Origin of the sequence: Demequina activiva, from assembly GCF_016862815.1 — a bacterium.
GTDB classification, from domain to species: domain Bacteria; phylum Actinomycetota; class Actinomycetes; order Actinomycetales; family Demequinaceae; genus Demequina; species Demequina activiva.
Genome location: NZ_BONR01000005.1, coordinates 1 through 15255 on the forward strand (window position 1 = coordinate 1; position 15255 = coordinate 15255).

Annotated in this window: 15 protein-coding genes and 1 riboswitch; of the genes, 7 read left to right on the top strand and 8 right to left on the bottom strand. The window is 70.7% G+C overall.

What is annotated here, in order from left to right:
- From Dac01nite_RS10425 to Dac01nite_RS10435, 3 genes are all read right to left on the bottom strand, one after another.
- Window positions 1-332, bottom strand: a 332-nt coding sequence (locus Dac01nite_RS10425) for an S-layer homology domain-containing protein (protein ID WP_203656708.1), incomplete at its 3' end; no start/stop codon positions are given.
- A gap of 84 nt (window positions 333-416) precedes the next feature.
- Entirely contained in the window at window positions 417-1265 is an 849-nt protein-coding gene (gene purU, locus Dac01nite_RS10430) for a formyltetrahydrofolate deformylase (protein ID WP_203656717.1), read from the bottom strand.
- 39 nt (window positions 1266-1304) lie between these two features.
- The gene (locus Dac01nite_RS10435) at window positions 1305-3026 is read right to left on the bottom strand and encodes an LGFP repeat-containing protein (RefSeq protein WP_203656719.1); all 1722 of its coding nucleotides are present in this window, start codon (window positions 3024-3026) and stop codon (window positions 1305-1307) included.
- A 129-nt stretch (window positions 3027-3155) separates the two neighbouring features.
- Between Dac01nite_RS10435 and Dac01nite_RS10440 the strand changes: the two genes are divergently transcribed.
- From Dac01nite_RS10440 to Dac01nite_RS10460, 5 genes are all read left to right on the top strand, one after another.
- The gene (locus tag Dac01nite_RS10440) at window positions 3156-3683 is read left to right on the top strand and encodes a GNAT family N-acetyltransferase (RefSeq protein WP_203656720.1); all 528 of its coding nucleotides are present in this window, start codon (window positions 3156-3158) and stop codon (window positions 3681-3683) included.
- A gap of 50 nt (window positions 3684-3733) precedes the next feature.
- On the top strand, window positions 3734-4786 hold the full coding sequence (locus Dac01nite_RS10445) for an acyltransferase family protein (protein WP_203656721.1): 1053 nt from the start codon (window positions 3734-3736) through the stop codon (window positions 4784-4786).
- Window positions 4787-4824: 38 nt separating this feature from the next.
- Window positions 4825-4909: riboswitch (ZMP/ZTP riboswitch) on the top strand.
- 49 nt (window positions 4910-4958) lie between these two features.
- Entirely contained in the window at window positions 4959-6257 is a 1299-nt protein-coding gene (gene glyA / locus Dac01nite_RS10450; RefSeq protein ID WP_275404550.1) for a serine hydroxymethyltransferase, read from the top strand.
- A 14-nt stretch (window positions 6258-6271) separates the two neighbouring features.
- Window positions 6272-7159, top strand: a complete 888-nt coding sequence (locus Dac01nite_RS10455) for a bifunctional methylenetetrahydrofolate dehydrogenase/methenyltetrahydrofolate cyclohydrolase (RefSeq protein ID WP_203656722.1) — start codon at window positions 6272-6274, stop codon at window positions 7157-7159.
- A complete protein-coding gene (locus Dac01nite_RS10460; protein WP_203656727.1) occupies window positions 7159-7959 on the top strand; it encodes an exodeoxyribonuclease III in 801 nt (266 codons plus the stop codon). The genes Dac01nite_RS10455 and Dac01nite_RS10460 overlap by 1 nt, the downstream gene beginning before the upstream one ends.
- Window positions 7960-7963: 4 nt before the next feature.
- Here the strand turns inward: Dac01nite_RS10460 and Dac01nite_RS10465 are convergent, their stop codons facing one another.
- Window positions 7964-9193 (bottom strand): galactokinase, encoded by a 1230-nt coding sequence (locus Dac01nite_RS10465; protein ID WP_203656729.1) that lies wholly within the window; start codon window positions 9191-9193, stop codon window positions 7964-7966.
- 93 nt (window positions 9194-9286) lie between these two features.
- Here Dac01nite_RS10465 and Dac01nite_RS10470 point away from each other — a divergent pair, with 93 nt between their 5' ends.
- Window positions 9287-9970, top strand: a complete 684-nt coding sequence (locus Dac01nite_RS10470) for a hypothetical protein (RefSeq protein ID WP_203656731.1) — start codon at window positions 9287-9289, stop codon at window positions 9968-9970.
- Between the two features lie 27 nt (window positions 9971-9997).
- Here the strand turns inward: Dac01nite_RS10470 and Dac01nite_RS10475 are convergent, their stop codons facing one another.
- On the bottom strand, window positions 9998-11122 hold the full coding sequence (locus Dac01nite_RS10475) for an Mrp/NBP35 family ATP-binding protein (protein ID WP_203656733.1): 1125 nt from the start codon (window positions 11120-11122) through the stop codon (window positions 9998-10000).
- A 168-nt stretch (window positions 11123-11290) separates the two neighbouring features.
- Between Dac01nite_RS10475 and Dac01nite_RS10480 the strand changes: the two genes are divergently transcribed.
- On the top strand, window positions 11291-11899 hold the full coding sequence (locus tag Dac01nite_RS10480; RefSeq protein ID WP_203656735.1) for a hypothetical protein: 609 nt from the start codon (window positions 11291-11293) through the stop codon (window positions 11897-11899).
- A gap of 9 nt (window positions 11900-11908) precedes the next feature.
- On the opposite strand, the gene Dac01nite_RS10485 is transcribed toward Dac01nite_RS10480, so the two are convergent.
- The 3 genes from Dac01nite_RS10485 to Dac01nite_RS10495 are packed head-to-tail and all read right to left on the bottom strand — an operon-like array spanning window position 11909 to window position 15158.
- On the bottom strand, window positions 11909-12421 hold the full coding sequence (locus tag Dac01nite_RS10485; RefSeq protein ID WP_203656737.1) for a DUF1003 domain-containing protein: 513 nt from the start codon (window positions 12419-12421) through the stop codon (window positions 11909-11911).
- Window positions 12418-13695, bottom strand: a complete 1278-nt coding sequence (locus tag Dac01nite_RS10490) for a magnesium transporter MgtE N-terminal domain-containing protein (RefSeq protein WP_203656739.1) — start codon at window positions 13693-13695, stop codon at window positions 12418-12420. Before Dac01nite_RS10490 ends, Dac01nite_RS10485 begins: the two co-directional genes overlap by 4 nt.
- 50 nt (window positions 13696-13745) lie before the next feature.
- Window positions 13746-15158 carry a pyridoxal phosphate-dependent decarboxylase family protein gene (locus Dac01nite_RS10495; protein WP_203656741.1) on the bottom strand — a complete coding sequence of 471 codons (1413 nt, stop codon included), beginning with the start codon at window positions 15156-15158 and terminating at the stop codon, window positions 13746-13748.
- Between the last annotated feature and the right edge of the window lie 97 nt (window positions 15159-15255).

The window sequence follows — 15255 nt, forward strand, 5'->3', positions numbered from 1 at the left end:
CGCGCGAACACGTGGGAGCGCGGCACGTCCGAGAATGTCGGGGTCGCGGGAAGGCTCTGCTCAGGCGATCCGACCAGCTTGTACAGGAAGGCTGCCATCTGTCCGCGCGTCACGGCGTCGGAGGGGCCGAAGGTGCCGTTGGCGTAGCCGGAGGTGACGCCCGAGTCCGCGAGCCATTGGATGTGCTTGGCGAAGACGTGCCCGCTGGAGACGTCCGCGAATGACGTCGCGGCCCGCGCGGGCGCGGCCACCATCGTGGTGAGCATCAACGCCACCAGCATCGCGACGCTCGTCAGTGCTGCGGTCAGGCTCACACGCGTGTTGGCGTGCATGGATGGACCCCCCTGCTCGATGGCTGTCATTCCGCAGGGGAGCGTACTGAGGGAGTGTGACGCGGTCAACACCGCGCGTGGATCTCAGCTGAAGACGATGGTGCGGTGCCCGTCGAGCAGCACACGGTGCTCGGCATGCCAGCGCACGGCCCGGGCCAGGGCGCGGCGCTCGACGTCCGCTCCCAGCGCCGTGAGCGTCTCCGGCGTCGCGGTGTGGTCCACCCTGTCCACGTCCTGCTCGATGATGGGCCCCTCGTCCAGGTCCGCGGTCACGTAGTGCGCGGTGGCCCCGATCAGCTTGACCCCCCGGTCGTGCGCCTGGAAGTACGGGCGCGCGCCCTTGAAGCTGGGCAGGAACGAGTGGTGGATGTTGATGGCCCGGCCGTGCAGGGCGGTCGACAGCTCGGGAGAGAGGATCTGCATGTAGCGGGCCAGCACCACGAGCTCCACGTCCAGCGACTCCACGAGCGCGAGCACCTGCGCCTCCGCCTGCGGCTTGGTGTCCGCGGTCACCGGAATGTGGTGGAAGGGCTTGCCGTAGAACTCCGCGAGCGGGCGCAGCGTCTCGTGATTGCCCACCACGGCAGCGATGTCGATCGGAAGGGTCCCGGCGCGCTCGCGGAACAGCAGGTCGTTGACGCAGTGGGCGGCCTTGGACACCATCACCACCGTGCGCATGCGCCGGCCGGCGACGTCGAGCGTCCACGTCATGTCGAAGGGCGCCAGCACCTCGAGGATGGCGCCCTCCAGCGTGGCGCGATCCGCGCTCGAGGAGAACTCCACTCGCATGAAGAACAGCCCCGTGTCAGGGTCGCCGAACTGCTGGCTCTCCGTGATGTTGCCCTCGTGGCGTGCGAGCAGGCCGGAGACGGCGTGCACGATGCCGGGACGATCGGGACACGACAGACTGAGAATCCAGGAAGCGGAGGCCATGACCTCAGCGTAATGGGGACCGCCCCGCCGCCTGCTCCGTCACAGGTCGCGCGGCGAGTAGGTCGCCCACACGCTCGAGAGGCCTCGCGTGCGCATGTAGACGCCGCGCTGCGGGTCACCCGATCCGTCGGTGGTGTTGCCCTCGATCGTGAACAGCGTGCTGCCCCCGGACACCGAGCGCACCATCGCCGCGTGCGATGGAGTCCCCGTGCCCCAGTCGAACAGCACCACGTCGCCGGGCTCCAGCTCCGCCGTGGAGGGGCTCATGTCGAGCACGCCCCGAGAGCGCAGCTCGTTGACGAAGCTCGGGTAGCTCGAGCTGTAGGGAATCTTGGAGCCCTGACCCGACGCGTAGAAGGACCAGGTCACGAACACCGAGCACCAGGCGTTGTTGTCGCCGATCCACGAGTTGTACTTGTTGCTCCGCCAGGACGGCTCCTCGTAGCCGGCCTGCGAGTAGGCCGCCGCGAGGGGCGAGGCGAGGTCGGGCGCGCCGTACGCGACGTACGTCCCCGGGCTCATCGAGGAGCCGTTCTCGTACACGGCGCCGCCCGAGAACTGCTGCAGGCAGCCGCTCTCCAGGTAGCCGCAGGTGACGTCGCCGAAGGGAAGGCCGAGCGACCCGCCCCACCAGTGGCGGTTGCGGTATGCCGTCTCGATGTCGTCGAGCACCATCCAGGTGCGGGTACCGAAGCGGTTCGTGACCTCGACGAGCATGCCGTCCTGGAAGAACTGGTAGCGGCCCGCGGTCGCCCCACCGGGATAGTCGGCCTTGCTCAGGTAGGCGGCACCGAGGTTCTTGATGGAGGACGTCGGCGAGCCCAGGCGCCAGGCCACGTCCTGCCGGCGCTCCTCGAGGGTGCGCGAGCCGGAGGAGGCCGTCACCGTCAGCGCAGGCCCGATGACCTGGCTCGACGTCCCCGGCAGCGCGACCACGCGGTAGTCGGTGGTCCTGCTGGGGTTGACCTGGTGACGGAACGAGCCGTTGCCCCAGGTCGTCAGGGTGGTGACGGTGAACCAGGATCCGCCCGTGCGCTGCTGGATGCGGACGCGCGTGGCGCCGGGGTTGCTGCCGCGGTCCTTGACCACGCCGGTGACCCACACCGCCTCCTTGTCCTTCACCGTGTTCGCGCTCACCGAGGACGACAGCGAGTAGCGCGCAGGTTGCGCCACGTAGATGCGGAAGGCTCCGGTGCTCGCGCCGAACGCGTTGACGCGGTAGTAGCGCGTCGAGGAGGGGCGCCACTGGATGTTCGCCTTGCCGTCGTCGCCGAACTCGACGCCGATCGAGGACGTGCCCCAGGTGCGACCGTCGCGGCTGTACTGCAGCACGCCGGAGCCCGACCCGCCGTGTGAGGCGCGCACGGTGACCTCGGCGACGTCGCCGCGATCGATGGACGCGTCGTGACGGTAGTAGGTGAGGTCGATGGGCTCGACGCGGACGGTGAAGGTGTCGAAAATCTGGCCGTTCGAGGTGAAGCGGTAGGTCCGCGTGCCTGACGGCGACCACGTGTGGGTCGCGACGCCATCCTGGATCGCGAGATGGATCGGGAACGTGTGCCAGGCGCCGTTCAGCTTGTACTGGAGATGCGCCGGCCCGGCCACGCCCTCGTCGCTCAGGTCGATCGACGCCGTGGTCGAGTCGCCTCGCTGGATGCTCGCCTCGCTGGTGGTCTGCGCCGCCTGCGCGCTGGTGGACGCCGCCACCATGAGAGCGGCGACCATGGCGCCGATGAGGAGAGCCACAATGCTGCGGTTCAACGTGGGTCGGAGTGATGCTGGCATGGGTTCCCGTTCTGGTCGCGTGCGCCTGTCCCGCCGTGCGGGCCCATTGTAGACAAAACGGATGTCGTCACTCTGAGAGTTCTCTCACACTGGCAGTATGGAGACATGAGCGAAGATCAGGTGCGCATCGATGTCGTCACAGCCGACCACGTGGGAGAGCTTCTCACCGTGCGCCGCGCGGCGTTCGTGACGGAGGCTCAACTCTACAACGACCCGAACATCCCCGCCCTCACGCAGACGCTCGAGGAGCTGCTGGTGGACCTCGAGTCCGAGGACGTGGTCACGCTGGGCGCATGGGAGGGTGCACGCCTCATCGGTTCGATCAGGGTGGGCATCGAGGGGGACAAGGCGACCATCGGCCGCCTCGCGGTGACGCCGGACAAGCAAGGGCAGGGCATCGGCACCCAGCTGCTGTTCGCGGTGCTGGGCCACCTGCCCGAGTCGACCAAGGAGGTCTGGGTCTTCACCGGCCAGAACTCCAAGCACAACATCGCGCTGTATAACAAGGCGGGCTACGAGCACCAGTTCGACCAGGTCGCCGGCGATCTGACCTACGCGTACCTCAAGAAGGTGCTCGAGGCCGGCGCGATCGTCGACGACGACGCGGACAACGCGGTGCGCGGCGACAACTGAGGCCGTCCATCTGAGCGTCATCTGAGAGGCGCAGCGGTGACGATGAGGGTGTGAGCACCGCACTGTCCACCCCCACGCCCGCGACCTCGCATGCCGCCGCAGGCGACGCCCCAGAGCGCGCGCCACGCGACCGCTCGATCGACACGGTCGCGGGCGCGCTCATCGTCCTGGTCGTGTTCGGTCACGCGATCGAGCCGCTCGAGGGTCGCGTCTCCGAGGCCGTGCTGCAGTGGCTGTTCCTGTTCCACATGCCTGCGTTCGTGTTCCTGACCGGCTACGTCACCCGGTGGTCCACGCACATCTCGCTGCGCAGCCTCGCGACGCGACTGCTGTTCCCGCTGGCGGTCTTCACCGTGATCCACGTGGCGCTGGCGGCCGCGCTCACGGCGGAGAGCCCCGCGTTGACCCCCCTGACGCCACCGTGGACCCTGTGGTACCTCGCCGCGGTGTTCGCGTGGCGTGTGGCCGCGCCGTGGCTGAGCCGCCTTCCGGCAGCGGTGACGGTGACCACCTGCGCCGCGCTGCTCGTGGGCACCCTCGATGTGGTGGGCTCGACGCTGGCGCTGGCGCTGTCGCGCATCGTCGCGTTCGCGCCGTTCTTCGTCGCAGGCCTGCTGTGGCGCGACGCGTGGTGGGCGCGGCTGCGCACCCGTCCCGTGCGGATCGCGGCGGCGATCGCGCTCGCTGGCGCGCTCGTCTGGTCGTGGGTGTCCTCACCCACGTTCGATCGCAGCGTGCTGTTCCTGACGGACAGCTATCAGGTGTTCGGGCTCACGAACGCCGCGGGGATCGTCCAGCGCGCGGCGGTCCTTGCCCTCGGTGGCGCGCTCGCTCTCGCACTGCTGTCGTTCAGCGGGCCGCAGTCGCGGCGTCTCGCCGTGATCGGCGCCGCCACCCTGCCGGTCTACCTGCTGCACCCGCTCCTGCTGTATCCGGCCCACCTGCATGGCTACCCGGAAGCGCTCTCGGGGCCGGTGATGCTGCCCGTCCTGGCCCTCGCATCGGCCCTCTTCGCGTGGGCAGTGACCCAGCCGCGCGTGGTCGCCTGGACACGCCCGCTCATGGACCTGCGGTGGTGGAGGGACCGCGCGCGCTCGCGTTAGCGCCGGGCTCGCACGCGGCCGATGCGCGTTGCTAGACTGGCGCGCGTCGCGACTGGCGCAGTGGGTCACCACGAGGGAGCGGCACTCTTCTAGGACTGTTGGTCGTACGCCTGGGCCAAGGTCACCGGACAACCGGCGGCCCTGCCGCCGCGGCAAGCAGACAAGGAACGAGATGAGCACCGACTCCAGCGCCACCGCAGAGGTCATGAACGCGACCCTGCAGGACTTCGACCCCGAGATCGCCCAGGTCCTCGACCGCGAGCTCACCCGCCAGCAGACCTACCTCGAGATGATCGCGTCCGAGAACTTCGTGCCCCGTTCCGTGCTGCAGGCGCAGGGCTCGGTGCTCACCAACAAGTACGCCGAGGGCTACCCCGGCCGCCGCTACTACGGCGGCTGCGAGGAGGTCGACGTCGCGGAGAACATCGCGCGTGACCGCGCGAAGTCGCTCTTCGGCGCCGAGTACGCCAACGTTCAGCCGCACTCGGGCGCCACCGCCAACGCCGCGGTGCTGCACGCCCTGATCAACGCGGGCGACACCATCATGGGCCTGTCCCTTCCCCACGGCGGTCACCTGACGCATGGCATGAAGCTGAACTTCTCCGGCAAGCTCTACAACGTCGCCGCCTACGGCGTCGACGAGCAGACTCACCGCATCGAGATGGACCAGGTGCGCGAGCAGGCCTTGGCCGAGCGTCCCGACGTCATCATCGCCGGCTGGTCCGCGTACCCCCGTCACCTCGACTTCGCCGCATTCCGCGAGATCGCGGACGAGGTGGGCGCCAAGCTGTGGACGGACATGGCTCACTTCGCCGGTCTGGTCGCCGCAGGTCTCCACCCCAGCCCCGTGCCGCACTCGGACGTGGTGTCGACCACGATCCACAAGACCATCGGTGGGCCGCGCTCGGGCATGATCCTGTCGCGCGATACGGAGTATGCGAAGAAGCTCAACTCCGCGGTGTTCCCGGGCCAGCAGGGCGGTCCGCTGATGCACGTCATCGCCGCGAAGGCCGTCGCGCTCAAGGCCGCCGCGGCACCCGAGTTCCGCGACCGCCAGGACCGCGTGCTCGAAGGCGCGCGCATCATCGCCGAACGCCTGCTCGCGCCCGATGCGACGGACGCCGGCGTGTCCGTCGTCACGGGCGGCACGGACGTCCACCTGGTGCTGGCGGACCTGCGCCACTCCGAGCTGACCGGCCAGGATGCCGAGGACCTGCTGCACGAGGTGGGCATCACGGTCAACCGCAACGCGGTGCCCTTCGACCCCCGCCCGCCGATGGTGACCTCCGGGCTTCGGATCGGCACGCCTGCGCTGGCCTCACGCGGCTTCGGCGCCGAGGAGTTCACCGAGGTGGCGGACGTCATCGCGACGGCGCTGATCGCCGGCAAGGGTGCGGACGTGAGCAGCCTGCGCGCTCGCGTGAAGCGCCTCGCGGACGACTTCCCGCTGTACGACGGGCTGCAGCAGTAGTGGCGGCTGCGGAGATGTCGGCTCAGCGACTCGACGGCAAGGCCACCGCGGCCGCCATCAAGGCCGAGCTCGCCGAGCGCGTCGCGGTCCTGCGGGACCGCGACGCGGCTCCGGGCCTCGGCACGCTGCTGGTGGGGGACGACCCGGGCTCCACCTGGTACGTCAACGGCAAGCACGCGGACTGCGCAGAGGTGGGCATCGCGTCGATCCGCGAAGACCTCCCGGCGACCGCGACGCAGCAGGAGATCGAGGCAGCGGTCGCGCGCCTCAACGAGGACCCGGCGTGCACGGGATTCATCGTCCAGCTGCCCCTTCCCCCGGGCATCGACACCAACCGCGTGCTCGAGCTGATCGACCCCGACAAGGACGCGGACGGACTGCATCCCACGAACCTGGGCCGCCTGGTGCTGCGAGTGTCCGAGGAGGTGACCTCCTCGCTTCCCTGCACGCCCAAGGGCATTATCGAGCTGATCGAGCGCCATGGCGTCTCGCTGCGCGGCAAGGACATCGTGGTCGTGGGACGCGGCACCACGGTGGGCCGCAGCATCGGCCTGCTGCTGACCCGCAAGGCCGTCAACGCCACGGTGACGCTGTGCCACACCGGCACCGCGGACCTGGCGTCGCACACGCGCGCAGCCGATGTGATCGTGGCTGCTGCGGGCGTTCCTGGCATCATCGCCGCGGACATGGTGAAGGACGGCGCCGTGCTGATCGACGTGGGAGTCTCCCGCGTGACGGACCCGGAGACCGGGAAGTCGAAGGTCGCCGGCGACATCAGCGGCGGTGCGGTGGCGAAGTCCTCCTGGTACTCGCCCAACCCCGGCGGCGTGGGTCCCATGACCCGCGCGATGCTGCTGTCGAATGTGGTCGAGGCCGCCGAACGAGAGGCAGGGATCCGCTGATGCGCATCGTGTCCGTCAACGTCAACGGCGTGCGAGCCGCCGCGCGCAAGGGCATGGCCGAGTGGCTCGACGGCTCGGGTGCGGACGTGGTGTGCCTCCAGGAGGTGCGCGCGCCGCTCGAGATCACGGGGCCGCTCGTCGGCGAGCACTGGCAGGTCGTCGAGGAGGCCTGCGAGATCAAGGGCCGCGCAGGCGTCGCGATAGCCTCGCGTTCCGAGCTCACGGATGTGGTGTCGGGCGTGGAGGCGCTGGGGGAGATCATGCGCGAGCCCGTCCACACGGGACGCTGGATCGAGGCCACCGTGCAGTCGCCCGCGGGGCCCGTGCGCGTGGTCTCCACGTACCAGCACTCCGGCACCGCAGGGACGCCCTCGATGGACCTGAAGTACGCGATGCTCGACGCCGCGACGGCGCGCATGGACGCCCTGCGCTCGCAGTTCGAGCGCGTGGTGGTGATGGGCGACATCAACATCGCGCACCAGAACAACGACATCAAGAACTGGAGGGGCAACCTGAAGTCCGCGGGCTTCCTGCCGGAGGAGCGCGCCTACCTCGATCGCTGGGTCGAGGCCGGCTGGGTCGACACCCACCGCACGCACGTGGGCGACCAGCCGGGGCCGTACACGTGGTGGTCCATGCGAGGCAAGGCGTTCGATAACGACGCGGGATGGCGCATCGACTACCAGTTCGCCTCACCGGCACTGGCAGCGGCCGTCACGGACGTCCGCGTGGACCGCGCGCCGTCGTACGACACCCGGTGGTCGGATCACGCGCCCCTGATCGTCGACTACGCGCTGTAGCCGCCTAGACCATCAGGAACCGCGGTCGCGGGCGGTGCTCCGCGACGAAGGCCTCGTCGATGCGGGCCGCGACGTGGTCCGCCTCTGCGCGGCGCACGAGTGCGATCGCGCTGCCGCCGAACCCGGCGCCCACGAGACGCGCACCGAGCACTCCCGCGCGGAAGGCGGAGTCGACGGCGAGATTGAGGTCCGCGCTCGAGACGTCGAAGTCGACCTCGAGCGAGGCGTGCGAGCGGTAGAGCTGCTTGCCCACGTGCACGAACCGCTCGTGTGCCGGGCCCGTGTTGGCGAGCTCGGCGCAGACGTCGGAGACGCGCTCGATCTCCGCGACCACGTGCCGTGCGCGCGCCTTCAGCACCGGATCAGCGAGGGCCTCGATGCGCATGCGCGCGTCCGGCGCCCCGGCGAGCTCGCGAAGCGAGGCCACGCCCAGCGCCTGTGCCGCAGCCGCGCACTGGCGCTGACGCTCCACGAAGCCCTCGGTGCGCCGGCGGCCTGCGGTGCGCACGTCGATCACCAGGAGTCCGAGCCCGTAGTCGGGAAAGTACAGCGGACGATGCTGCGCGAGCGGAGGGTGCTCGCTGAAGTCCAGCTCGAGGGCCTCGCCCTCGCGGCAGCGCAGCTGGGTGTGCTGGTCGAGCCCGCCCGTGGGCGCGCCCGCGATGGCCTCCTCCGCATGGAGGCAGGCCTCCGCGAGCTCGGCGTGCGCCTCGTCCGAATCGAGCGCCAGGCGCCACAGGGCGTTCGCCGCCAGTGCCGTCGCGCACTCGACCGCGCCCGATGACGCCAGGCCCGCACCCGGCGGCACGCATGACGTGATCGCGAGGTCGAGGCCAGGTCCGTCGAAGCCCCGCTCGCGCAACGCCCACACCACTCCGGCGCAGTACGCGGGCCACCCCTGAGCCGTCGTGGGATCGATGAGGTCCATGTCGCACTCCCAGGTGCGACCAGGGCCCTCGAGCCAGTCGCCCGCCTCCGAGACCACCCGCAGCCTGCCGTCCTCGCGAGCCCTGCCGGCCACATAGGTGCGGTGGGGAGTCACGGTGGGAAGCGAGAGGCCACCGTTGTAGTCCGTGTGCTCGCCGATGATCGTGATGCGACCGGGTGCGGACCAGACCCCCTTCGCCTCGCCGTCCCACGTCTGGGAGAACAGCGCGCGCGCACGGGCCTCCCCCTGCCCCCGTGTCCACGGATCGACCCAATCCGGGCCCTCCATGGAGGCCTCGCTCCCCATAGGGGCCATTGTGCCAGGAAGGACCGTGATGGCGAGGGCGTCGACGCGAGCGGCGTACCATGGGCGAACCGGTTCCGAGCAGGAGGACGACCCATGGCCGACGACGCATCTGCCCCCTCGGGCTCCGAGGAGGCTCCGGCCGCCCCCAAGCGAGCCCCGAGGAAGTCTCCCGTACGCAAGCCAGCGGCCACGAAGGCGCCCGCGACCAGGCGACCCGCAGCCGCGAACGCAGCCGCGCCCGCATCGGCGAGTGCCCAGGACGTCGCGCCGCCAGCAGACGCGGCGAGCGACGCACCGGCCGCGGAGCCGCCCGCGTCCGCTCCCGCCGTGGAGCCGTCCCACAGCAGGTCGATCCTCGACCGCGTGCGCGAGAATCGGGTGGGTCCGGTGACCGCTGGGCTCATCGTCGCGCTCGTGGTGGGCCTGCTGCTGTCCGTCCTGGTGGCGAGCGAGCCCAGCGTGCTCGCGATGACGATCCTGGGCGCGCTCCTGGCCGCCGCCGTGGGCTTCGCCGTGCGCTACCTGGCGACCGGTCCGAGTCTGCTGCTGCAGGCCGAGACGTTCCTGGTGACGGTGATCGGCATCCATCTCATGGGCGTGACGGGCATGGTCGGCGGCGACATCCCGCTGCTGTCGGAGCTGGGAGCGCAGGGGCCGGGCTTCAACGAGGCACTCCTCGTGGCGCTCGCGACGCCTCCGGTGTCCACCGGCGGCCTGTTCGCCGGCGTCGTGGCAGCGATCATCGTGGGCTGGGGCAGGCGAGTCGACCCCGTCTGAGCATGCAGGGCGGCTGAGTCGAGGGACTCAGCGGCTCACGGGGGTGACGCCCAGCGAGCGGCCTGCGAGGCCGCGCTGACGTCCGCTCAGCGTGCGTGCCATCTCGCGCATCGCCTGCGCAGCAGGCGACTGAGGGTCGCTGACCACCACGGGCGTGCCGGCGTCGCCCGCCTCGCGCGCCACGATGTCCAGCGGCACCTGACCCAGCATCGGCACCGTGGTGCCGAGGGTCTTCGAGAGCCTGTCAGCGACGATCTGTCCGCCGCCCTCTCCGAACACGTGAAGGCGCGAGCCGTCCGCCTGCTCGAGCCACGCCATGTTCTCGATCACGCCCACGACGTTCTGCGACGTCTGCGTCGCGATCGAGCCGGCGCGCTCGGCGACTCCAGCGGCCGCCGACTGAGGCGTGGTCACGACCACGAGCTCGGCGTGAGGCAGCAGCTGGGCGACGGAGATCGCGATGTCACCGGTGCCCGGCGGCAGGTCCAGGAGCAGCACGTCGAGATCGCCCCAGTAGACGTCCGCGAGGAACTGCTCGATCGCGCGGTGCAGCATGGGCCCGCGCCACACCACGGGTTGGCCCTCGGGCACGAACATGCCGATCGAGACCGCCTTGACCTCGTGCGCGATGGGAGGCAGGAGCATGTCGTCCAGGCGCGTGGGCTGGCCCTTGACTCCCAGCATCCCGGGAATCGAGAACCCGAAGATGTCCGCGTCGAGCACGCCCACCTTGAGGCCGTCCTGCGCCATGGCGGCGGCGAGGTTCGCGGTCACAGTGGACTTCCCCACGCCGCCCTTGCCGGAGGCGATCGCGTAGATCCGGGTCATGTTGCCGGGCTGAGTGAACTGGATGACGGGCTCAGGCTTGCCGCCGCGCAGCTTGGAGCGCAGCTCGAGGCGCTGCTCCTCGCTCATGACGCCCAGCTCGATGCGGACGTCGGCGACTCCGGCGACCTTGCCGGCGGCGCCCTTGACGTCGTCCGTGATGCGCTCCTTCATGGGACATCCGGACGTGGTGAGGTCGATGCCGATCACGGCGGTGGCGCCATCGAGGTCCACCGAGCGCACCATGCCGATCTCGGTGATCGGGCGGCGGATCTCGGGGTCGATGACGGTGCTGAGGGCGTCGCGGAGCAGCTCGACGGTAGGCATGCGTCCATCGTAGGTGCTGGGCTGCTGGCAGCGAACCGGCGGGGACGGCGCGGTGGCCGTCCTCTAGCCGGTGCATTCTCAGGCCTCTGCGCAGGGGCGTGTGAGATACTGCACGCGACGCGCCGCGCACCGTTGCCGACGCCGCGATTACATGCAACGATGCATGCAATGAGCGCCGGTTTCACGGGAGGGGTGACGGTGTCGTACTCACAGACGTTCTATCCGGAGCGCGGCTCGTCCGCGCCGCGGCAGTCTCGCGGAGGCGCCGCGATGGGCCCAGCGGAGCGCATCCATCCGCCCCGCGCGAACGCGCTGCCTCACGCCCCGGTCGAACCTGATCGCGAACGGGTGTGGCCACGGGCCCTCGCGCTCAGCGCCGTCCTGAGCCTGGCAGGGGGAGTCCTCTACGTGGCGCTGCAGGTGCTGGTGGGCCAGGAGATCCTCGCCGCGACCATCGTGATCGGCGTGCTGGCCGGTGCCGGCATGCGCCTGGGAGGCCTCGCGGATCGATGGCTGGTCGCGTTCGCGGCCGCAGGCATCGCCATGCTTGCCTGGATGCTCGCATCGGCGGTGGGAACGGCGCTCGACCGTGCGCTCCACCCCGAACAGTCGCTCATCACGGCGTTCGAGTCCTCGATCGCGCCCGACGCGATCATCGGCATGCACGCGAGCGAGCCCCTCCTGGCGCTCGTCGCTGCGCTGCTCGTGAGCTCGGGCGCCGTGGTCGCCACGGCGATGTTCACCCGCTCGCGCTCGCGAGCGCTTCCCTGGGACTGAGCCGCCAGCTCAGCGCACGCCCGGCTCGGTGGGCTGGGACTCCTCCTGCTCCGTCTGCTGGAGCTCCTCGAGAAGCGCCCGCAGCTCCGAGCGCACGAAGTCGCGCGTGGCGGTCTCGTTGATGGCCTGGCGCAGGGACGCGACCTCGCGCGCGAGGTACTCCGTGTCCGCGAGGGAGCGCTCGGCGCGCTGACGGTCCTGCTCGGCGGAGACGCGGTCGCGATCGTCCTGGCGGTTCTGGGCCAGCAGGATCAGCGGCGCGGCGTAGGACGCCTGCAGGGACAGCATGAGCGTGAGGGCGGTGAAGCCGTTCGCGGCTGAGTCGAAGCGCAGGTCCGCCGGCGCGAAGGAGTTCCACAGCAGCCACACGATGCAGAACACCGTGAGGTAGACCAGGAACCGAGGCGTCCCCAGGAACCGCGCGATGCCCTCCGACACCGCCCCGAACCGGTCGGAGTCCTTGCGCCGTCGCCGGCCGAACCTCCGCTGCTCGCCCTTGGGGCGATCGAGGCGGTCGCTCATGATGCCGCCTCCGCGGCGTCGGCATCGTCCATGTGCTCGCGCCAGTCGTTGGGGAGCAGGTGGTCCAGCACGTCATCGATCGAGATCGCGCCCAGGAGCCGGCGGTCGTCATCCACCACGGGCAGCGCGAGGATGTCGTACGCCGCCATGCGGCGCGACACCTCCTGGAGCGAGTCCTGCGCCTCGAGCGCCTCGATCGCGGGATCCGTGTAGCTGCCGATCGCCTCGTGCGGCGCCTCACGCAGCAGGCGCTGGATGTGCACGAGACCGAGGTAGCGACCGGTGGGAGTCTCGAGTGGCGGGCGCACCACGAACACCATCGAGGCAAGCGCGGGCGGCAGCTCCTGCTTGCGCACCAGGGCCAGGCAGGCGGCCACGGTGGTCTCCGGTCCCACGATCACGGGCTCCGTGGTCATGAGTCCGCCGGCGGTGTCGTCCTCGTAGGCGAGCAGCTGCCGCACCTGCTGAGCGTCCTCCGGCTCCATCAGGCCCAGCAGCGCCTCCGCCTGCGACTCCGGCAGGTCGCCCAGGAGGTCCGCGGCGTCGTCCGGGTCCATCGCCTCGAGCACGTCCGCGGCACGATCGCTGTGCAGCGTGCCCAGCAGGCGCATCTGGTCGTCCTCGGGCAGCTCCTCGAGGACGTCTGCGAGGCGCTCGTCGTCCAGCGCGGCGGCGATCTCCGCAGAGCGCTCGGGGGACATCTCCATGAGCGCGGCCGCGAGGTCCGCAGGCTTGTTGTCCGCGAAGCTCTGGATGACCAGCTGCGCCCCCTGGACCTCGTCGCGTCGCATGAGGCCGGTGACCTGGTCCAGCTCGACCACGACGGCCTCGCCGCGACGCGAGAAGCCCAGCACCGCCTTGCGGCGCTCGGCCTTGCGCACGTACAGACGCGTCACGGCCCAGGTGCCGCCGCGCATCGGCTCGATCGCGATGTCCTCGATGAAGGCCTTCTCGCGTCCGGACTTGATCGTGACCGAACGCTCGAACAGCTCCGCGATCGCGAGCGTCTCCGACGCGCGCGCCTTGAACCGGCGCAGGTTCAGCACGCCCGTGCAGATCACCTGCCCCGGCACGATCGACGTGACGCGGGTCAGCGGCAGGAACACGCGACGTCGCCCCGGAACCTCGACCACCAGGCCCACGGCCACGGGCGCTGCCCCTCGGCGCATGAGGATCACGACGTCGCGCACCCGCCCCACGGCGTCCCCGATGGGGTCGAAGACGGTGGTGCCGGCGAGGCGTGCGACGTAGACGCGCTCTGCGGGCTGACTCATGGGGTCAGCCTAACGGCGCCACCCGCGCCCGCCGGGGAGCCGCGCGAGCGTCAGGCCCGCACGGCCTCCCAGCACCGGAGCATCGCGGCGGCGCTCGCGTCCACATCGTCCGCTGTGGTGGCGACGTCGGAGACGGACACACGCATGGCCCGCCGTCCCTTCCACACCGTGGTGCCTGCCCAGCAGGTGCCGTCGCGCTCGATCGCCGCGATCACGGCCGCCGTCGTGTCCTCGTCGCCGAACTGGACCAGCACCTGGTTGAGCGACACCGGCGCCAGCACGGTCGCACCGCCCGCCTGCAGTGCGCCGGCGAAGCGTCCCGCGAGGTCGCACGCGCGCTCGACGAGCTGGGCGAGCCCGTGGCGTCCGTGCGAGGCGAGCATGGCCCATGCGTCGATGGCGCGGGCGCGTTGGGAGATCTGGATGCCCTTATACATGGGGGCCGATGCGGCGCCGCGCAGGTAGGGCGCGTCGCCGGCCATGGCGCGCGTCAGGTCCTCCGGCTCGCGCACGATGACGATCCCTGAGTCGTAGGGGACGTTCAGCCACTTGTGGCCGTCCGTCGCCCACGAGTCCGCCAGCTCGACGCCTGCGACCTGGTGGCGCAACCGGGGCGAGGCCGCGGCCCACAGGCCGAATGCCCCGTCCACGTGCACCCATCCGCCGCGCTCGCGCACGCCCGGGATGATCTCCTCGAACGGGTCCGAGGCGCCCGTGTTGACGTTGCCCGCCTGCAGGAGCACCAGGGTGCGGTCGTCAGTGTCCGCCGGGAACGCATCGGCGCGGATGGCGCCGGCGGCGTCCGTGGGGACGCGCTCGATCTGGCTCTCCCCGAACCCGGCCAGTCGCAACGCCTTGAGAGCGGAGGCGTGGACCTCCTCGCCCACGACGATGCGCAGGGCCGGGGCGCCGGCGAGACCGTCTCGCGCGACGTCCCAGCCCTGGCGCGCGTAGAGCGCGTCGCGAGCGGCGATGATGCCGGTGAGGTTCGCGACGGTGGCTCCCGCGTTGAAGGACGCGACGGCCGTGGAGGGAAGGCCGAGCGCGTCGATCACCCACCCGCACGCCACCTCGTCGAGGACGGACGTGACGGGGGACATGCCGCCGGCGTTCTGGTCCCAGGCTCCGGCGAGGATGGCGGCCGCCCCTGCGGCCAGGTCGGTGCCGCCCGTGACGAAGCCGAAGTAGCGGCCGTCGTTGAGGACCGTGGTGGCGGGGGAGCCGAAGGTGTCGAGCTCCGCCAGCACCTCACGGGCCGGGATGGGGTCGTCCTGGAGGGGGCGCCGGAAGACGTCCAGGCCGGCCACGGCATCGGCGCTGGGGAAGACGGGCCGATGGGCGGCGCCGGCCACGTACGAGCCGGCGCGCCGCGCGGCCTCCGTGATGAGGCCGATGCGCTCGCGGCTGCGGCCCAGGGTCACCGGGTTGGTGTGGACTCGGTTCAGGGGATCGGTGATCGTCATGGCTCGAGCATGGCGGTGACTGGCCCCTCGATGAAAGAGCCAGTGCAATCGCGACTGGCTCTTGCTCCAAGGGGCCAGTTTGCGGTGTGATGGCCCC